Here is an 18,460-nt window from a genome sequence, read left to right on the forward strand (position 1 = left end):
ATCAATTGACAACAATTAGCAACTATGGTCTGGATACAATTTCTCATTACGTCGGCGATTGTGGTGTGGGCGGCGATTAAGCTGGCCGAGTATGGCGATGTGATCGCTGTGCGGACGAAGCTGGGCGGCCTGTTTGTGGGCACAATTTTTCTGGCCGGGGCAACATCACTGCCAGAAATGATTGCCTCTATCAGCTCTTTTCGTCTGGGGCAGCCGGATTTGGCCGCCGGTAATTTTTTCGGCAGCAATATGGTCAATATGGTGCTGTTGGCAATTGTGGACCTGGTGAATTACCAGGTCCCGCTGCTGCGGCGCGTTGCCGTGAGCCATGCCCTGACAGCGGCTCTGACCACGATATTGATGCTGGTGGCCGTCATTTTTATGCTGGCGAACATCAGTGTGATGATTGGCTGGGTGGGCATCGAGAGCATTTTACTTATCTTGCTGTACTTTGGCGGTATCTGGATGATTCAGCGCGAGAACCGGGGGGCGGCGGTGGTGGCAACGGCCGTTGCCCCTGAACCTGCCCCTGGTTTTCCCAGCCTGCGCCGCGGCGCTTTGGGGTTTGCGGCGGCGGCGGTGGTGTTGATGGCGGCCGTGCCATTGTTGGTTAGCAGCACCGCCGCCATCGCTGTACTCACCGGGCTGAGCGGCGGTTTTGTGGGTACGGCGCTGTTGAGCGTGGTCACGTCGCTGCCGGAACTGCTGGCGGCGCTGGCGGCTGTGCGTATCGGCGCGTTCGACATGGCGGTGGGCAACCTGATTGGTTCCAGTGTGTTTAACATGCTGGCGTTGGGATTTGCCGATTTCTTTTACGTCAACGGCCGTTTCCTGGGCGACATTGACGACAGCTTCGTTCTGGTAGCTGTCCTGGGCATCCTGCTAACCAATATGGCGCTCGTTGGCAACCTGGCCCGGGTGGAACGCAAATTCCTGTTCATCGAACTGGACGCCGTCGCCATTATCGTTGTTTATTTGTTGGCTATGTATCTCCTTTTCCTTAACGGCATTGGCATATAAGGCCACTGTTTTACCTGATTTGATGGCGCAAAACGGCCGTTTACCATGTACAAGCGCACAGAAATCGAGGAACGAGTTACACATTTAGATTGGACAAATCTCAGAAGGTTTGTCCAATCTTGCGTATAAAAGGATTGTAACCTGTGCGATGGTGGGAATGGGTTTTGTTGGGCCTGGGGCTGCTGGCCTTTGCCGCGCAGGCGGCGCTGGCTTCGCCGCTGAAGTCGGCGGCGTTTGATGAGGAGTACCATATCGCCGCCGGGTACGCCTACCTGAAAACCGGCGATTTTCGCCTGTCCACCAGCCACCCGCCGCTGGTGGACGTGTTCGGCGCGCTGCCCCTGCTGTTCTTGGAGGGCATCGTGCTGCCCACCGACCACCCTTCTTGGGCGCAAAGCGACTACTTTATCTTCTCCGACGTGTTTTTGTGGCAGGCCAATGAGAATCCACAGCAGATGTTGGTGTACGGCCGTCTCGCCATCATCAGCCTTGCCACCCTCCTGGCCGCCGTCCTGTTTGTGTGGGCGCGGCAAATGGCCGGGCCGGCCGCCGGTTGGATCGCCCTCGTCCTGGCCGCCTTCGAGCCGAACCTTATCGCCAGCGGCCGTTTGTTAACCACCGATTTGGGTCTGGCGCTGCTGCTGACGATGACCATGTGGCGGCTGTGGTTGTGGTTGGAACGGCCGTCGCGCCTCAATTTGCTGTGGGTGGGCATCCTGGCCGGTGGCGCGATGGCTGCCAAATTCACCGGGCTGATGGTCTGGCCGATGATTGTGGGCGTGGCGCTGGCGTGGCGCGTGGCGGCTGGCGAGCAGCCAATGACGGCCGGCGGCTGGTCGGCGCTTATTCGCTCGCTTTTGTCCCTGGCGGTTGTCGCTTATGCCACCCTGTGGGCCATCTACCGCTTTGACGTGGGTCTCATTCCCGGCAGCCGCTTCCCCTGGCCCATTCCCGCGCCCTTTTACCCGTACAGCCTGTGGGACACGTTTATGGTCATTGAAGAGCAGCCCAAAGCGGCCTACCTGCTGGGGGAAGTGTCCGACCGGGGTTGGTGGAGTTATTTCCCGGTGGCCCTGGCGCTGAAAACGTCGCTGCCACTGTTGGGTTTAACGGCCGTTGGCCTGTTCATCGCCGTCAAAAAAAAGGGATGGGGCAAAACGGCCGTTCTCTGGCTGCCCCCCTTGCTCTTTATGCTCCTGGCAATGACCGGTCGCATCACCATTGGCTACCGCCACATTTTGCCTGTTGTGCCCTTCCTCATCATGCTGGCGGCGCAAATTGGACAAAAACTGTCGGCAGATAACATCACCGAGGCACGGAGGCAAAAAATCAAAAAACTTCCGTGCCCTCCGTGCCTCCGTGGTGCAAACTTCTCCTTCTTCTCTCTTCTGATTGCCTTGCTGCTGGTGTGGCATATGGTCGGGTCGCTGCGTTTGTGGCCGCATCAGGAGGCGTATTTTAATGAACTGGCCGGCGGGCCGGAAAACGGCCGTACCCTGCTGGTAGATTCCAACGTGGATTGGGGCCAGGACCTCATCCTGCTGCGCCAGCTGTTGCTTGAGCAGGGCATAAACCAGGTGTACCTGGGCTATTTTGGCACGGCGCTGCCAGAGAAATACGGCATTGCCTACCAGCCCATTCCCGGCTTTATCCGTTTCACCGCCGGGGCGGAGATAGACGCCTACAACCCGTATACACCGCCGCCTGGCTGGTACGCCATCAGCGAAACGAGCAAACGCCTGGGGCTGATGCTGCAAAACACAGACATCTACGCCTATTTTCAGGGCAAAGAGCCGGTGGCCTGCGCCGGGTATTCCATTTGCCTTTACCGGGTAGATTATCCGGCGGCGACGCCATTAGACCGGCTGGTGGTGAATGACGGCCGTTCCATCGCCGACATTGCGCCAGAGGAACTGGGTGTGTCTGACGGCCGTCGTCTCATCGCCAAATGGGTGCAGGCGCCGGGGGCGATTTACCCTCTGGGCGAAGGCTTCACGCCGCCGGAAGGCTTTCAGGCATTGGGCGTTGACTTTGGCGGAGCGTTGACGTTGTTGGGCTATGTGGCGGCTGGGAAACGGCCGTTGCCCCCGGTCAACCCCTCGCTCTCACCCTCTATTGGCAGGTCGCCTCCGGGCAAGTGGCTGCGCCGCGCCCCAGCCAGGCCGCGCCGCTGGCCGCCTTCATCCACCTCTCGGCGGCCGCCAAACCCGCGCAGATTGTGGCCCAGTTTGACGGCTGGCCCACTGCCCTGACCGGCCTGGAGAGCGGCGACATCATTGCGCAGCCGGTGACGTTGATTCCCGCTTTAGACACGCCGCCGGGTGATTATGTGGTGCGTCTGGGCCTTTACTCGCCCCAATCCGGCCAGCGCCTGCCCCTGGCAGCCGCACCCGGCGACGCCGCGGACACAGCCAGCCAATCTCTGCGTATCTTCGCTGTCGCCATATCGGACTCCGTCAGGGATTAAGCTTCTGCACGGCCGCTGCCTGGAACCAGGCCGTACCCCATTCGTCGTGGCGGTAACGGCCGTCTAGCACCACCGCCACACCGACCGGCAAATCACCTCTTTCTACCCCCTGCACAACGACAAAATCGTCGCCATCATCCAGGAAGTAGCCTTTGCCGCCGGTCCAGCCCGGCAAGCGCGCCCCGGCGATGCGCACAAGCTGCCCCCGGCTCTGCGGCAGGCGGCGAATGGGCAGCGCCCGCTCGATTTGCCCGGCAAACAAATCCAACGGATGCACGCTGATGGGCAGGCCCAGCAAATGGGTCTCCCATTCTAGCCGCTGCGCCGCGCTTTCCGGCGCCGGCGTGGCGCGGGCAAAGGCAAAGGCCATCTGCCGGGCGCTGCCCGCCCACCCAATCGCCTCCGCTTCGGCCAGCAGCGCCGCCCGGCTCTCGCCCAATCCATCCAGCGCCCCGCACTGAATAAGATGGCTGACTTCTTTGGCGTGCAGCGATACCCGCTCCAACAAATCGGCCAAAGAACTGAACGGCCGTGCCGCCACAATCCCCTTCACCGACTCCCGCCGCACATCGCGCACCTGGCCCAAGCCAAGCCAGAGGATGGGGGATGGGGGATGGACGATTGAGGATTGGGGGTTAAGGATTGGCAGTTCTGTCAACGTCACCTTACGCCCACTCATGTTCACGTGCGGCGGGCGCACCGGGATGCCCAAGCGGCGCGCTTCGGCCATGTAGACGGCCGGGTGGTGGAAACCGCCATGGTCGGCCAAACGGGCGCAAAGAAATTCGGCCGGGAAATGGGTTTTCAGGTAAGCGGAGCGGTAACTGACGTCGGCGTAGGCGGTGGCATGTCCCTGGTTAAAGCCGTACCCGGCAAAGGCGGCCACCTGTTCCCAGAGCGTATTGGCCTGTTCCGGCGTAAAGTCTGGGCCATCCGGCGCTTTGCGTTGGCAGCCATGCACAAACGCCAACCGCAGCGCGGCCATTTCGCGCGCCTGGAATTTGCTCATGCCCTGGCGCAGCCGGTCGGCCTGCGCCCAACTTAGCCCGGCGATTTCCGTGGCGACGCGCAGCACCTGTTCCTGAAACAGCAGCACGCCCTGCGTTGGCCCTAAAATGGGTTCCAGCGCCGGATGCAGGTACGTGATGGCTTCCTCGCCCCGGTAACGGCGCACAAACGATTTTGCCATGCCGCCGGTGGCCGGGCCGGGTTTAAAGAAGGCATTGGCGACGGCCAAATCCCACACGGAGCGCGCCTGAAGTTGGCGCAAGGTGCGCTGCGCCCCGGTGGATTCACACTGAAAGACGCCGATGGTCGTCCCGCGAGCCAATACGTCGCCGGTGGCCTGATCGTTCAGGGAGATGGCTTCCAGGTGGAAGTTAGCGTCGTGGCGGGTGCAGACCATTTCGGCGGCGTCGGCCAGCACGGTGAGGGCGCGGATGCCCAGTAAATCTAGCTTGGGCAGGCCGATGGCTTCCACATCGTGGTGGTCGTATTGGGTGGTGAGGAAGCCTTTGGGCGCAAACTGCACCGGCACAGTGTCCGTCAGTGGACCGGGGGTGATAATGAGACCGCCAGGATGGATGCTGAGGTGATGGGGCTGCCCCACCAGTCGGAAGGCCAGGCGGAACACATTTTTGCTTTTGTCGTCGTCGAGTTGGGCGACGATGGCCTCCAGGTCTATCGGTTCGCGGCGGCGCGGGTCGGGATGCCAGCCGCGTGGGACCAGGGCGGTGAGTTTCTTGATGCCGCTTTCATCGAAGCCAAACGCTTTGGCCGTCTCGCGCACGGCCGATTTGGGCTGCATGGTGCTGATGGTGGCGACGAGGGCGACGCGGTCGGGGCCGTAGGTGCGGCGCACGTAGTGCAGCACTTCGTCGCGGCGGCGGCTGCAAAAATCGAGGTCAATGTCTGGCAGACCCTGGCGCGCCGGGTTGAGGAAGCGTTCAAACAACAGGCCGTTGGCGACCGGGTCTACGGTGGTGATGCCCAGGACGTAGGCGACCAACGAATCGGCCACGCTGCCGCGGGTGCTGACGGGCACGGCCGTTGCCCGCGCAAAGCGCACAATGTCGGCCACTACCAGGAAGAGCGGCGCAAAGCCGCAGCGGTTGATGGCGGCAAGTTCGTGGGTCAGGCGGGATGCGTAATTGTCAATTGTCAATTGCCAATTGTCAATTGTCAATTCGTGTTGGTGAATGACCAGCTTCTCTTTCAGTCCGGTGGACGCTTGCTCTTGCAACACTGCTTCGGCAGTCTGGCCTTGGGGCAGGGCGAGGGTGGGCCAGAGGGTACGGCCATCTGGCAGGCTGGGTTGGCATTGGCTGATGATGTCGTGGACGGCCGTCAGCGCTTCGGGGAAGGCGGCGAAGCGTGCGGCGATGTTGGCCGGCGAGAGCCAGTGGACGGTGCGGGCCGGGTCGAAGGGGATGGCGTCTACGTGACAGTTGGCGGCGATGGCTGCCAGCACGGGCAGCAGCGGTGCATCGTCCGGCGCCAGGCAGTAGACAGGTTGGGCGACGGCCGGCCGCAGGCCGAAACGCTGGCTGATGGCGCTGATTTCCTGGAGAACGGCCGTATCTTCCGCCCGCTGCCACTCTAACCCCACGAACCCGTTCTCTTCAAACAGGCTGCCCAACCGGCCGGCGTAGCGGGCGGCGGCCCGGGCGCTGCCCGCTTGCGCGTAGCGGTACAACCAGCCTTGCTGGCCGCCGTCCAGGCAAATCAGACCGGCGCGGTGGGCTTTAAGTTCGTCCCATTGCAGCAGAGGCTGCGCCTGCCGTTCCAGGCTGCCTTGCAGCAGCGAGGTGAGACGGCAGAGGGAGCGGTAGCCTTCTGGTCCATCGGCCAGCAGCACAATCTGGCCGGTAAGCGTTGAGAGGGAGTCTAACCCGGTGGGGTGAGGCTCGGGTGGGGGGAGAACGGCCGTCAGGCCAAGAATCGGTTGGATTCCGGCGGCATGGCAGGCGCGGTTAAAGGCGACAGCACCGTAGAGGGCATGGTTGTCCGTCAGGGCCAGGGCCTTCAGGCCGTCTTGGGCGGCGCGGGCGGCCAACTGGGCCACCGACGCCGTGCCGCCGAGCAGGGAGTAGTGGGAGTGGACGCGCAGGTGGGTGAAGCGGGCAGGATTGAGGCTGTTCATCGGTGGGGATGATAACATGGAAGGGAACGGCCGTCATGGATGGAGAGGTGGTGGGATGGGAGGAAAAGTAGTTTACTATCGTGGGTTCCGCAGGTGAATATAGTAATATGGTCATACGGCTAGGGCTACAGCAATACGATACAATGCGTTTTGCAACCTGCCTTTTATATGCTCACTTCTTTCGGCAAAGTCACTCTTGCTTGCTGTGCAAGAAATTAACATGAAGTCAATGGCAAAAGATAACACATCAAGCATTCAAAGAATCAGCATTCACAAGGTATTTCAGAACCGAGCGTTTTTGTCCGCTATTCTCTTCGTGCTATTTTTATATGCGTTAGAGGAAACCTTTCTGTCTCCACGGCACATAATATATCTGTGGATACTTAGAAGTTATCATGCTCCTATTCTTTATAGACTGCAAGGCTTCACTGAGATTATCTTCTCCTTTCTTATTGTCTTCTTGTTTCTATGGCTTTCATTTAGTTCTCAAATCAGGGTTAGGATCGTTTACTTCCTGATTTTGTCCTCAGCTACTTTGGTTCAATATAACTATTGGAATACGCTGCATCGCTTTATAACTGCTACTGATCTCAATACAGCCAGAAACTCTCCGCCTGATTTGTGGCTAGATTCAGCGGCACTTTTTTTTGATCCTTTTGCTTTTATCCCCATCACCATCTATTTACTTTTATTTCTGTGGACAAAACAATCAAAACGATATGGCTTTAAGAGCTTTCTTTTGCTTTCTCTATTTATTGTTGGCGCCAATGTCACCATCTACTACGTTGGCCAAAAAGACACACCTGCTCCAGCGATACAGAGTATGTTCAAGACGCTAACCAGTGCCGCGTTTACCGAATCGGTTGTCTATCTACGAGAGGAGGTTCCGTTTCAAAGTGATAATGCGCCGCAAAATAATATCGTATTGATTATTGATGAGAGCGTGCGGGGAGATCGTTTGGGCATCAACGGCTATCATCGTCCTACAACGCCTTATCTGGAGGAATTGGCCGTAAAAGGAAAGGTGCATAATTGGGGAACTGCCGTTTCATCAGCAACTTGTAGCATGAGTTCCAATATTGTTATTGTTGCAGGACTCTCTACTCTTCCAGATGATGAAAAACGAGCCGATCAAAATGCGACTATTTTTCAATATGCCAAAGCGATGGGTTATCAAACTTATTATTTCGATGCCCAAACAAAATACTTATGGACGGGCTTGAGGGTTGATGACTTGCAATACATAGACCATTGGGTCAATGTAAAAACGTTAGGCGAAGACCTAGATGCAGACTTTCGTGCAGCTGACGCGGTTGCCGAAGTGATACAACAAAATACCGGAAACTTTATTGTCATCAATAAAAAAGGGGTGCATTTTCATTACAATGACGTATATCCACCTGAACAAGCAATATGGACGCCTATTCCATCACGAAAAGCATATGATGATTTAGCAATGGTCTCCAACACCTATGACAATGCTATTTTTTATAATGTTGACACCTTCTTTCGCCGACTTATCCCGAAGCCGCAGGCTGTTGAGCAGACTATTTTTCTATACACGTCTGATCATGGTCAGACACTGATAGAAAATGGGGCGTCTTGGTCACACTGCGGAGAGACAAAAAACGAAGCATTAGTACCGCTTTTATTAATAGGCGACTTTGATAATAGGCTAGATGTAGAATACCGTGCAAGCCATTATAATATCTTTGCCACACTATTAGATTTGATGGATGTTCCTTCAGAAGCAAGAATCCGCGATTATCCCTCCTCGTTATTCCTCATGAAAGCCTCTGATTCCGCAGACAGGTATTATTTAGGTGGAAATGGGCAAAGCATTAATTTTGACAGACCTGATGAAGCGCCATAGTAGATACAAACTCAGGCTATGGACTCATCACCTATCAGCCGGGAGTTGGGATTGTTTGTGGGCGTGGAGGGCGGCAACGGCCGTGCGCATTTCCGCCAATTCTTCCCCACGCAGCCCATACTTCCCCAGAATAAAATAGGCCGCTGCCAGCGCCAGCGCCGGGATTACGGCGATCATGAAACGAATGCCTAATACGGCCGTGTCCGGCTGCTCTGGATACAGCACTCCTGGTGTTGGCGACACATAACGAGTCAATGTTAGCACCGTGCCGGTGATGGCCCCCTGGATGGTAAAGGCCAGGCGAATGACAAAGCCATTCATGCCAAAATACAGCCCTTCGCGCCGCGCTCCGGTCACCAATTCATCCGCGTCCACCAGGTCGGCAATGAGTAAATCGGTCAGCATCAGCAGCCCGGCCAGACTGGCCCCAAACAGCATAATCGCCAGCAGGCCGCTGTAAAAATCGTAGGCCAGGAACAACGTCAGCACAATGGCCGCCGATGTCAGGCAGCAGAGGCGCAGCGCCTGCCACGCGCCGCGCCGGTGGGTGAACCTGGCCCAAACCGGCATCGCCAACAGCGCCACAACAAAGGCCGAGGCCAGAAAAAGAGAGTTCTGCGTCGCCACGTCCAACGTTACGCCGCCGATTGTCAGGTCCGATTGCAGGCGTAGGGCGTATTTGGTGTAAAACGGCGTGGTAGAGGTGAGGGCCAGGAAGACAAACTGCACCATCAGATTGGCCCCCAAGAAGGCTAAAAAGTTGCGATTGGTCATTGTGGCGCGCAGCGATTCGCGCAGGGGCAGGGGTTCGTCGGCGGTAAATTCCGGCCGTTCCCGGCTGCCAAGCAGGGAGAGGGCGAAGAAAACGGCCGTTACCACCGCCACCAATCCCGCTACCACGCGCACCCCGCTCCAATCCTCTCCGGCCAAAATGGGCGGCAGGGCCACACCCACCATTAGTCCGATCACCGAAAAAATTTGCCGCCAGGCGGAAACGTTGGCGCGCTGCTTCTCGTCGGGAACCATTTCTGGGAACAACGCCGTCCAGTTCATCACGGCGATGGTCCACAGCAAGTCGAAGGCCAGGACAAAGAAGATGAAATAAAGCAGCAGCGATACATCCGCCTGGGCCGATAGACCGGCCGGCGGCACAAACAGCAGGTAAAAGGTGATGCTGAGGGGGATAAACGAACCGGCTATCCAGGGGATGCGCCGACCCCAACGGGTTTGGGTGCGGTCAGACAGGTAGCCAGCCAGGGGATCGTTAAAGGCGTTCCAAAGGCCATAGATGGACCAAGTTAGCCCAACCCAGGCGGCGCGTAGGCCATAGACATCAATGTAGAGGAATTGGATGTAGGTGCTGAATGCCTGGTAGGAAACGGCCGAGGCTAGCGAGCCAGAGGAATAGACAATAAGCTGCCAACGCGGAATCTGTTTCGACATGGGAACCCTCCTGGTTGGGTGAAGTGGTCGCCCGAACTCGAACACATGATGACAGTTATTATACCACAGGTAACGGCCGTTTGTTTGTACGCCTACGAAAACAGAGTTGTCAAATCTTAAAGATTTGACAACTCTAGACCTTTTCATGCGTGGTGGTGAGTGGGACACTCATCAAGTCGCCTGTTCATTTGTCAGGCGTTGTGTTTGGCGTCTGGCCCTGACGCACCTGCTCCGCAAACGCCACGAAGGCGCGTTGGATGTGCGGCCACACGGCCGTATCCGTCTTCGTCAATTCATGGCCGGTGGCAAATTCGTGGTAATGCACCTGCCCGCCCAGGCTGCGCATTAATTCGTGGGTCGCTTTGGGCGCGATGGTGATGTCCTGGCTGCCCTGAATGACCAGGGTGGGCAGGTGGATGGTCGGCGCGGCCGCTTTGGCCGCCTGCCCCAGGGCCAATATCTCGTCCACAAATCGCGCCGGGACGCGCAGCGATTGTAATGCCGCCTGCACCTGCGGATCGTCCAGGTCCAGCACGTCGCGCCAGTTTTCAAAGACGCGCTGCATTTGCGGGTTGGAGAAATCTATCCATTTGAAGAACTGGATTTCGGGGAAAAGTTGGCGGATGCCGCGCCAGACGGCGGCGATGGCCGGGCCGCCAATTTGCCAAAAGGGGGCCAGCAGAACCAGGGCGTTGGGCGGTTCCTGGGCAGCGATGTTGAGGGCGATGGCCCCGCCCAGGGAGTAACCCACCAACAGGACTGTCTCGTATTGGCTGCGCAGCTGGGTTTGGGCCTGGCGAACGGCCGTCACCCAATCTTCTTGCCCATAGGTAAACATGTCGGCAATTTGCGGGCCAAAACCGGGCAAGAGTGGGGCGTGGACCGTCCACCCCTGGGCATGGAGCGCGGCGGCCAACGGCCGTACTTCCGCTGGTGTGCCCGGAAAACCATGCACCAACAGCGCCGCCGCCGGTCCGCCCGGCCAAAAAAACGGCTGATAGACTTCCTCGCTAAATAACCCCAATTCGCTGAGATTCATATGCCCCATTCTCGAAAACGGGACGCGGATGATCGCGGAAGCGGCCGATTAGCGCGGATAAGTCATAAAAAACCGCGAAAACCGGCTGCATCCGCGTCTATCCGCGTCCCATTGAACTCCTCAAACCGTCCGGCCTTTCCAGAGAATGCCGCGCCCCAACAGACGGCGCGCCATGCCCCACGCCCCGGCCACCTGCACTACCAGCGCCCCAAGAGGAGAAAACGCCGCGTACCAACCCGGTCCAAATCGGCGCGACCAGGGCCAGAAAGCCAGGGCGACGGCCGTCCAGGTCAGCGGCAGCCAGCGCCGTGGGATGCGCCCGGTTAGCACCGCCAGCAGGACCAGCAGCGGGTTCATCGTAATGGTGATAAAAAAGACCATCCACAACGCATGGAAGCCGGAGAAACGGAGCGATTGTGACCCCAGGCGGTTCATGCCCTGCCACATTTGTCGGGTACTGTGGTACATGCGCACCTGGGCCACGTCTTCGCCGCGCATCATTTGCACGTGGTAGCCCATTTGCCGCAGGCGGCGGCCCAAAGCCAGGTCTTCCAGCGCTTCGTGGCGCACGGCCGTCATGCCGCCGCTGTCTTCATAGACCTGCCGCCGCAGCAAAATGTATTGCCCGTTCAGATGTGCCGACGCCGGCTGCCAGGCGGTAAACAGCCCGGCAAAGGCGGCTGTCAGCGCCAACCGGTCGGTTAAACCGCGACACTTCTGTTCCAAAAAGAGGCTGACGCCGTCCAGGTGATGGTCCAGGGCATACTGTACCGCCTGGGCCAGGCTGTGCGGCGTGTGAATGGTGTCGGCGTCGGTGAAGAGCAGCCAGTCCCCTCTGGCGGCCGCCGCGCCATGGCACATGGCATGGGGTTTGCCCAACCAACCTGGCGGCAGTTCACGCAGTTGAATCAGGCGCGCGCCATAAGATTGGGCGACAACGGCCGTCTCGTCTTCTGAATTGTCATCCACCACAATAATTTCCAACTTGCCCGGATAACACAGGTCGTGCAGCGATGGCAGCAGCACACGCAAATTATGCGCCTCGTTGCGCGCCGGGATGATGATGGAGAGAGAAGGTAACGGCCGTGCCGCCGGTTGGCTGGTCAGAGCGGGCAGCGCCTGATACATGCGGTTGGCGCGGTAAGCCAGCGGCGGGGCCAACAGCGACAGATAAATGGTGTGTTTCCACCGGTCGAGGGCGTTATCCAACATGGCGCGTCTCGGCAGCGGTGAGTTTCATGTGGACGCCCGGTCGGGGTTCTAATGTTGCACCCATGTAGGGCTTGATTTCTGCGCCGTTTAGCAGCTCCAGATCGAAGCGTTGGAGAATGCGCGCCAACACCACCTTGCTTTCCACCTGGGCAAAGGCCGCGCCAATGCAGTTGCGCGGGCCGCCGCCGAAGGGCACATAGGTCAATGGCGGCCGCGCGCCTTGTTCGCTTTGGGCATGGTCGAAGCGGTGCGGACAGAATTTGTCTGGCTCCTCCCAGTAGCGTTCGTCGCGGTGAGAGAGGTAGATGGAATACATCACCCGGGTGTCTTGGGGCACTTCGTAGCCGTCTACGACCATGTCTGTCCCGGCGTGGCGGTTGCCGGCGTGGATCGGCGGATAGAGGCGCAGCGCTTCTTTGATCACCATGTCCAGGTAATCCAACCGGTTGATTTGTTCCAGGGTGGGCGGTTCGGCGGCGGTGGGGAGAACGGCCGTTACCTCCGCCTTCGCCTGAGCCATCGCTTCTGGGTGGCTGCCCAACAAGTACCACACCCAGGCCAGCAGCGCCGTGCTGGTGTCGTGCCCGGCGATGAGCATGGTTAACATCTGGTCGCGGATGCGGTCATCGTCCAGGCCACTGCGGATTAGCTGCTCCAGCAGGTCGCCGGGGTCGTTGGGCGCGCCGGGCGCGCCGGCCGCGCCGGGCGCGTTTTGCGCCAGGTCGGCGCGTCGCTGGGCGATGACGCCGTACAGATAGGCGTCTATTTCGGCGATGGCCCGCCGGTACTGCGGCCGCGGCAGGTTGGGGAAGATGATCCACAAACCGGGCGAGATGTAGCTGATGGCTTTGAGGATGGGCTGCCACAGCCGTTCCAGGTCGGGGCTAAATTCCACCTTAAACATGGTTCCCATGAGGATGAGCAGGGCAACTTTGCGCATTTCGACGAGCATATCTACGGTACGGCCGTCGGCCCAGCGATCAATCACCTCATCGGTATAGCGCCAAAAAGCCGCCACATGGTTGACCACGTGGCGGCGGTGCAGCGGTGGGTCCATCACCGCCCGCAGGTCGTCGTGTTCCTGCCCATCTACCACCAACACGCCCCGGCGCAGCAGCTTGGTCACCGGGTCGCTCTCTTTGCGCCAGATAAACTGGTCGCGCTTGGTGACCATGATTTCCCGGTTGGTGTCTGGTCCGACAAACACCGCCGGTTGGAAGCGGGGCAGCGTAATCTGAAACGCCGGCCCCACATACTTGCGCATCAGCGCCAGGGAAGTCAACAACGAACGGTCGCGGATCAACTCTTTGAGAATCTTGCTGCCACTTTCCGGGTCCGCCACAGGCAGGGGGCAAGATGAATCAGGTAGGGTCATGGGGTCCTTTTTTATTGTTTGGTGTTCAGTGTTCAGTATTCAGTGTTCAGTCCAAACACTGAACACGTCTCACCGCTGCCCGCCGACCGTTTGCGGCTTACGCGCCGCTGCTGGCAGCGGCGAGCTGCTGACGATTAATTCTTCGGCAATCTTAGATGAAGACAACACGCCAGGCAAGCCCGCGCCGGGGTGAGTTCCCGCGCCAACAAAGTAAAGGTTGTCGAAATCTTCTGAGCGGTTGTGCGGCCGGAACCAGGCCGATTGGGTGAGTACCGGCTGCACGGAGAAGGCGGACCCCATGTAGCTGTTCAGCCGGTTCTGGAAGTGTAACGGATCAATGTAATGTTCGGCGACCAGGTTGGCCTGGAGGTCTGGCAGGTAGTTGTCTTCGAGGAACTGCATGATGGCGTCGCGGTACGGTTTGGCCGTGACGGTCCAGTCTATGTCCGCGCCCAGGTGGGGGACTGGCGATAAAACATAGAAGGCTTCGTGCCCGGCCGGCGCGATGGATGGATCGGTGAGGGTGGGCATGTGCAGGTAGAGCGAAAAATCTTTGGATAGGGTTTTGTTTTTGAAGATGTCGGCCAGCAGCCCCTTGTAGCGTTCGCTGAGGATGATGTTGTGGTGGGCCAGGTTGGTATCGGTATAGCGCTTTTTGGTTCCAAAGTAGATGACAAACAGCGACATGCTGTATTTGGTGAGTTTTTTGTAGCGCGTGTCGGAGTTGCGCAGGCTGCGCGCTTTGGCGGGGATCATGTTGAGGTAGGTCCAGGCCACGTCGGCGTTGGAAATGACGTGATCGGCCCGGTGGATGGTTCCATCGGCCAGGCGAATACCGGTGGCGCGACGGCCGTGTACAAATATCTCCTCTACCTCGGCATTCAGATGGAAACGGCCGCCCAATTCTTCCGTCAGCTTTGCCAGAGCGGCCACCAACGCGCCCGTGCCGCCTTTAACATAATGGACGCCCCACTCCCGCTCCAGATAATGGATCATGGCGTAAATCGAAGAGGAATCAAACGGGTTGCCGCCAATGAGCAGTGGATGGAAAGAAAAAACGCGGCGCAGGAAATCATTTTCCACGAACTGCGAGGCATAGCTGTAGACCGATTTATAGGATTGCAGTTTGATGAGGTCGGGGGCGACGCGCAGCATATCGCCGACGCTCAGGAAGGGTTTGTCGGCCAATTCGACAAAGCCTTTCTCGAAGATGGCTTTGGTGGTCGCCATAAACCGTTCATAACCGGCGACGTCGGCCGGGTTCCATTTGGCGATTTCATTGGCAATGAACTGCGGGTCGTCGTTGTAGTCGAAGGCGCGGCCCTCGTGGTTGAAGATGCGATAAAAGGGATTTAGTTGGACAAATTCAACATACTCTTCGCGGCGGCGGCCGGCGGCGGCAAAAATATCGTCGAACATGAAGGGGGCGGTGATAACGGTGGGACCGGCGTCAAATTTGAAACCGTTTTGTTCAAAGACGTAGGCGCGGCCGCCCAGTTTGTTTTGTTTTTCAAAGAGTTCGACATCGTATCCCCGCGCGGCCAGCCGCGCAGCCGCGCCCAGAGCGCCAAAACCACTACCAATGATGATTACTTTTTGTGACATGTGTTTTTCCTTTTAGTGGGGAGGATGACAGATACCGGCCGTTTGTGGCGAGGGGTATGGAAATCCTGGCTTCCCCCAAATGTGTGTTTGTGTAATTATACCGATTCGCGGGCTTCTTTGTAAGCCGCCAGGGTTTGTAAACGTGTTTGCTGCCTGTCTATGATGGGCCGGGGGTAATTCTGGCCGATGATGACGCCCAGACGCCTTTGCTCCAGCGGGGGCATGGCCGCCGGATTGTGGATGTAGGCGTTGGGCACGGCCGTTAACTCTGGAACCCATTGGCGGATGTAACGGCCGTCGGGATCAAACTTCTCGCTTTGGGTGGTGGGGTTGAAAATACGGAAGTAGGGCGCGGCGTCTGTGCCGGTTCCGGCCGTCCACTGCCAGCCGCCGTTGTTGGCTGCTGGATCGCCGTCTACCAGTTGCTTCATGAAGTGGCGTTCGCCCCAGCGCCAATCTACCAGCAAATCTTTCACCAAAAACGAGGCGACGATCATCCGGGCGCGGTTGTGCATCCAGCCGGTAGCGGCCAATTGGCGCATGGCGGCGTCTATGATGGGGAACCCGGTACGGCCGTTTTGCCAGGCGGCAAAATGGGCCGGGTTGTTGCGCCAGACGATGGCATCGTAGGCCGGATTGAAGCTGCCAGTCAGCACATGAGGGAAGTGGTACAAGATGTTGACGTAGAATTCGCGCCAGATCAGCTCGTTGAGCCAGACGTCGGCGCTGCGACGGCCGTTTTCATCGGCAGCGGTCATCCAGGCGGCGCGGGCGGCGGCCACCGCCTGCCGCGCCGAGACCATACCAAAGCGCAAATAAGGCGAAAGCTGCGATGTACCCGCCTGATCAACCTGGTTGCGCTGGTCAGCGTAGGCAAAGACAGGCGCGTTGTCGCCGCTGGTAAAGGCGCGCAGACGACGCTGTGCTTCAGCTTCACCGGGCAAAAACGGTACGGCCGTTGGCAGTTCCGGTGTGGCCGGCACGGGCAGGCTGGAAATGCCGGGTGGGGTGGTGATATGGTCTGGTTTGGGCAAGAGATCGGCTGGGCTGGGATACGGCCGTGCCCGCCACTGTTTGCTAAAGGGGGTGAATACCGTATAAGGACGGCCGTCTGCTTTCAGAATAGTTTCCGGCGGATGAACCGTCACGCCCTCAACCAGGGTCAGGGGCAGGTCGGCGGCGATGGCCTGGTCGCGACGGCGGGCGTAGGGCGAATAATCTTCCTCGGCGAACAGGACGGCGTTGGTTTGCTGGCGCAGCGCGGCTAATTCCGATGGGACACGGCCGTGACGCACCACCAGATAGCTGCCCAATTGGCGCAGGTCGTCATCCAGGCGGCGCAGCCCAGCCCACAGAAAAGCCTGCCGCACGGGGCCGCTGTTCGCCAGCGCCGGGTCAACCACAAAAACCGGGATGAGCTGCGCGCTGTGTTGCAAAGCGGCCGTTAAAGCCGGGTTATCGGTCAGGCGTAAATCGCGCCGTATCCACCAGATTCCTGTTTGGGTCATGATATGTTTCGGGCGACAACAAAGCTGCCAAAGTCTGCTAGTATCCGTAGGCCGAAGTCCGTATCCCGTTTTCCGTTGGCATTTGCCAGAGGTGGCCCCTACGGATTACCGCTTACGGGTACCAGGCTGTTGCTGCCTGGCTGCCGACCGCTAATCGCAAGGAGCTTCGCTGGTTCCGGTGACGCATTGTAGCCATTCGATGATCGGCGCGCCTTCGGACTGCATCATCACTCTGGCGGCGTCCCGGTACACGTCCAGGTAGCGGTGCAGCAAATCGGGCGGCATATCGTAGTTTAGCAGCAATGTTTCTGTCCAGGCCACTTCTGACCCCAAAAAAGAGACGCTGCCCAGCGTCAGGGCGGCGCTGATGTCCCGGGACAGGTGCATGTTGGCGTTGGTGATGTGTTCATAGGGGAAATCTTCTTGTTGTAAGACGCGCCACACTTCGGCTTCGATCGCGGCCTGACGCTGCCGGAAGTGGCGGCGGGCGATTGGGTATTTCTGGGCAATGGGTTCGTGGCCTGGGGCGGACGGCCGTTTGGACAAAATGTTGGCAATGGTGGGAACGGCCGTGTCCAACTGTTCGCCCAGAAAATGCCCAGCGATGCGCCCGCGCAGCGCCGGCGTCAGGCTAAAGATGCGTCCGCCATAGGCCAGACTAATCCCTTCCTGATGCAGAAATTCGGCTACCTGAAATAAGGAAGCGGCCGAATGCAATTGCTGCGCCGTCATTACTATCAGGTCTGGCTTCGTTGAGGCAATGGTCGTCTCCAGATATTCCCGTGGCACATTGGCGCCCAAATAAATAGTTTCCCAGCCTTTATAACGCAGCATCAGCGTCAGAAACAAAGGCGCAAATACGTGGTGTTCATCGGCCGGGCAGGCGACGATAATTTTGCCAGGGCGATTGGGTGGGGGGGCGGCCGTAACCAGGGTATTCAGACGACGCATCGCCAAAGCCGAAGCAAAATGCTCCTGTTGTACAGTCGCTTTGTTGTAAAACCACAGCTCGCCAATGTGGGCCAGCCCCTTTTGCAGAACCTCCAGACAAACCATGTCGGCCGGATAGAGGGCAAATGCCTGGGTCAGGGCGCTATCAGCGACCAATTCATCGTAGCGCAGACAGCCGTCAATCCATCGCTGCCGTAAGTCGCTAATGGTTGACCCGGCCACGCTGCCGCCGACCTCGTTGACACTTGTTGGTACTGTGATACCATTATTTTGGTTTAATTGGGTGGTCAGCGGTGGGTGCATTCCATCCAGAGGATTTTGTCCAGTTTCCTCTAAGTTGCGCCACAGCCGTATCGCTCTACTAATACTCATGCCCTCCTGTTGACGCACGATTAACCATTTGATGACGGCAATATCATGCTCAGAATAAAGGCGATGTCTACCCTGGGTGCGTTTGGGTTTGGGCAAACCATAGCGACGCTCCCAGGCGCGCAATGTGTCTGGTTTGATGTTGGTTTCTTGTAACACCACTTTTAGATTATATGTTGGTACTTTGCTCAAGCTCATAATATAGGAATCCCTTATTACCTTTCCAATCGGTATTGTGAGATTAGCATGAAAAAGAGAAATTGTCAACAATTTGCACATATTATATGTTGACAAAAGCGTTACATCATGTTAAGATAAAATTCAATTGGCACTGAGTATGCAACCAGGCAACCATTTAGAAAGGTAATACGTAGAAGGTATAACGGCCGTTCATATTTCCAGGTTTCTATTACAATAGAAACTAAACCGCCAAGTTGATTGCCCCCGTCTACAGCT

General features: G+C 58.0%; 12 protein-coding genes. 4 read left to right on the forward strand and 8 right to left on the reverse strand.

Features of this window, described 5'->3' with window-relative positions:
• Positions 1–24: 24 nt before the first annotated feature.
• From IPM39_02695 to IPM39_02705, 3 genes are all read left to right on the forward strand, one after another.
• On the forward strand, positions 25–1,020 hold the full coding sequence (locus IPM39_02695) for a sodium:calcium antiporter (protein ID MBK8984981.1): 996 nt from the start codon (positions 25–27) through the stop codon (positions 1,018–1,020).
• A gap of 143 nt (positions 1,021–1,163) precedes the next feature.
• A complete protein-coding gene (locus tag IPM39_02700; GenBank protein MBK8984982.1) occupies positions 1,164–3,272 on the forward strand; it encodes a glycosyltransferase family 39 protein in 2,109 nt (702 codons plus the stop codon).
• Entirely contained in the window at positions 3,239–3,487 is a 249-nt protein-coding gene (locus tag IPM39_02705) for a hypothetical protein (GenBank protein MBK8984983.1), read from the forward strand. Before IPM39_02700 ends, IPM39_02705 begins: the two co-directional genes overlap by 34 nt.
• Here IPM39_02705 and IPM39_02710 read toward each other — a convergent pair.
• Complete coding sequence (locus IPM39_02710; protein MBK8984984.1) at positions 3,477–6,647, reverse strand: DNA polymerase III subunit alpha; 3,171 nt, start codon at positions 6,645–6,647, stop codon at positions 3,477–3,479. The genes IPM39_02705 and IPM39_02710 overlap by 11 nt on opposite strands.
• A gap of 202 nt (positions 6,648–6,849) precedes the next feature.
• Between IPM39_02710 and IPM39_02715 the strand changes: the two genes are divergently transcribed.
• Positions 6,850–8,502: a sulfatase-like hydrolase/transferase gene (locus IPM39_02715; GenBank protein MBK8984985.1), complete on the forward strand. Its 1,653-nt coding sequence runs from the start codon at positions 6,850–6,852 to the stop codon at positions 8,500–8,502.
• Between the two features lie 27 nt (positions 8,503–8,529).
• On the opposite strand, the gene IPM39_02720 is transcribed toward IPM39_02715, so the two are convergent.
• From IPM39_02720 to IPM39_02750, 7 genes are all read right to left on the reverse strand, one after another.
• Complete coding sequence (locus tag IPM39_02720) at positions 8,530–9,945, reverse strand: MFS transporter (GenBank protein MBK8984986.1); 1,416 nt, start codon at positions 9,943–9,945, stop codon at positions 8,530–8,532.
• 184 nt (positions 9,946–10,129) lie between these two features.
• Complete coding sequence (locus IPM39_02725) at positions 10,130–10,984, reverse strand: alpha/beta fold hydrolase (GenBank protein MBK8984987.1); 855 nt, start codon at positions 10,982–10,984, stop codon at positions 10,130–10,132.
• 120 nt (positions 10,985–11,104) lie between these two features.
• On the reverse strand, positions 11,105–12,196 hold the full coding sequence (locus tag IPM39_02730) for a glycosyltransferase (protein MBK8984988.1): 1,092 nt from the start codon (positions 12,194–12,196) through the stop codon (positions 11,105–11,107).
• Positions 12,186–13,571 (reverse strand): cytochrome P450, encoded by a 1,386-nt coding sequence (locus tag IPM39_02735; protein ID MBK8984989.1) that lies wholly within the window; start codon positions 13,569–13,571, stop codon positions 12,186–12,188. The genes IPM39_02730 and IPM39_02735 overlap by 11 nt, the downstream gene beginning before the upstream one ends.
• Before the next feature lie 69 nt (positions 13,572–13,640).
• Entirely contained in the window at positions 13,641–15,176 is a 1,536-nt protein-coding gene (gene crtI / locus IPM39_02740; protein MBK8984990.1) for a phytoene desaturase, read from the reverse strand.
• A 95-nt stretch (positions 15,177–15,271) separates the two neighbouring features.
• Entirely contained in the window at positions 15,272–16,684 is a 1,413-nt protein-coding gene (locus IPM39_02745; protein ID MBK8984991.1) for a deoxyribodipyrimidine photo-lyase, read from the reverse strand.
• 150 nt (positions 16,685–16,834) lie between these two features.
• Positions 16,835–18,202 carry a MerR family transcriptional regulator gene (locus IPM39_02750; GenBank protein MBK8984992.1) on the reverse strand — a complete coding sequence of 456 codons (1,368 nt, stop codon included), beginning with the start codon at positions 18,200–18,202 and terminating at the stop codon, positions 16,835–16,837.
• Positions 18,203–18,460: the final 258 nt, after the last annotated feature.

The sequence above is a fragment of the Candidatus Leptovillus gracilis genome, from assembly GCA_016716065.1.
Taxonomy (GTDB): domain Bacteria; phylum Chloroflexota; class Anaerolineae; order Promineifilales; family Promineifilaceae; genus Leptovillus; species Leptovillus gracilis.

Excerpts from the sequence above, each read along its gene's own strand:
- IPM39_02695 (MBK8984981.1), top strand. The coding sequence starts at position 25 with ATGGTCTGGATACAATTTCTCATTACGTCGGCGATTGTGGTGTGGGCG.
- IPM39_02710 (MBK8984984.1), bottom strand. The coding sequence starts at position 6,647 with ATGTTATCATCCCCACCGATGAACAGCCTCAATCCTGCCCGCTTCACC.
- IPM39_02715 (MBK8984985.1), top strand. The coding sequence starts at position 6,850 with ATGAAGTCAATGGCAAAAGATAACACATCAAGCATTCAAAGAATCAGC.
- IPM39_02720 (MBK8984986.1), bottom strand. The coding sequence starts at position 9,945 with ATGTCGAAACAGATTCCGCGTTGGCAGCTTATTGTCTATTCCTCTGGC.
- IPM39_02725 (MBK8984987.1), bottom strand. The coding sequence starts at position 10,984 with ATGAATCTCAGCGAATTGGGGTTATTTAGCGAGGAAGTCTATCAGCCG.
- IPM39_02730 (MBK8984988.1), bottom strand. The coding sequence starts at position 12,196 with ATGTTGGATAACGCCCTCGACCGGTGGAAACACACCATTTATCTGTCG.
- IPM39_02735 (MBK8984989.1), bottom strand. The coding sequence starts at position 13,571 with ATGACCCTACCTGATTCATCTTGCCCCCTGCCTGTGGCGGACCCGGAA.
- crtI (MBK8984990.1), bottom strand. The coding sequence starts at position 15,176 with ATGTCACAAAAAGTAATCATCATTGGTAGTGGTTTTGGCGCTCTGGGC.
- IPM39_02745 (MBK8984991.1), bottom strand. The coding sequence starts at position 16,684 with ATGACCCAAACAGGAATCTGGTGGATACGGCGCGATTTACGCCTGACC.
- IPM39_02750 (MBK8984992.1), bottom strand. The coding sequence starts at position 18,202 with ATGAGCTTGAGCAAAGTACCAACATATAATCTAAAAGTGGTGTTACAA.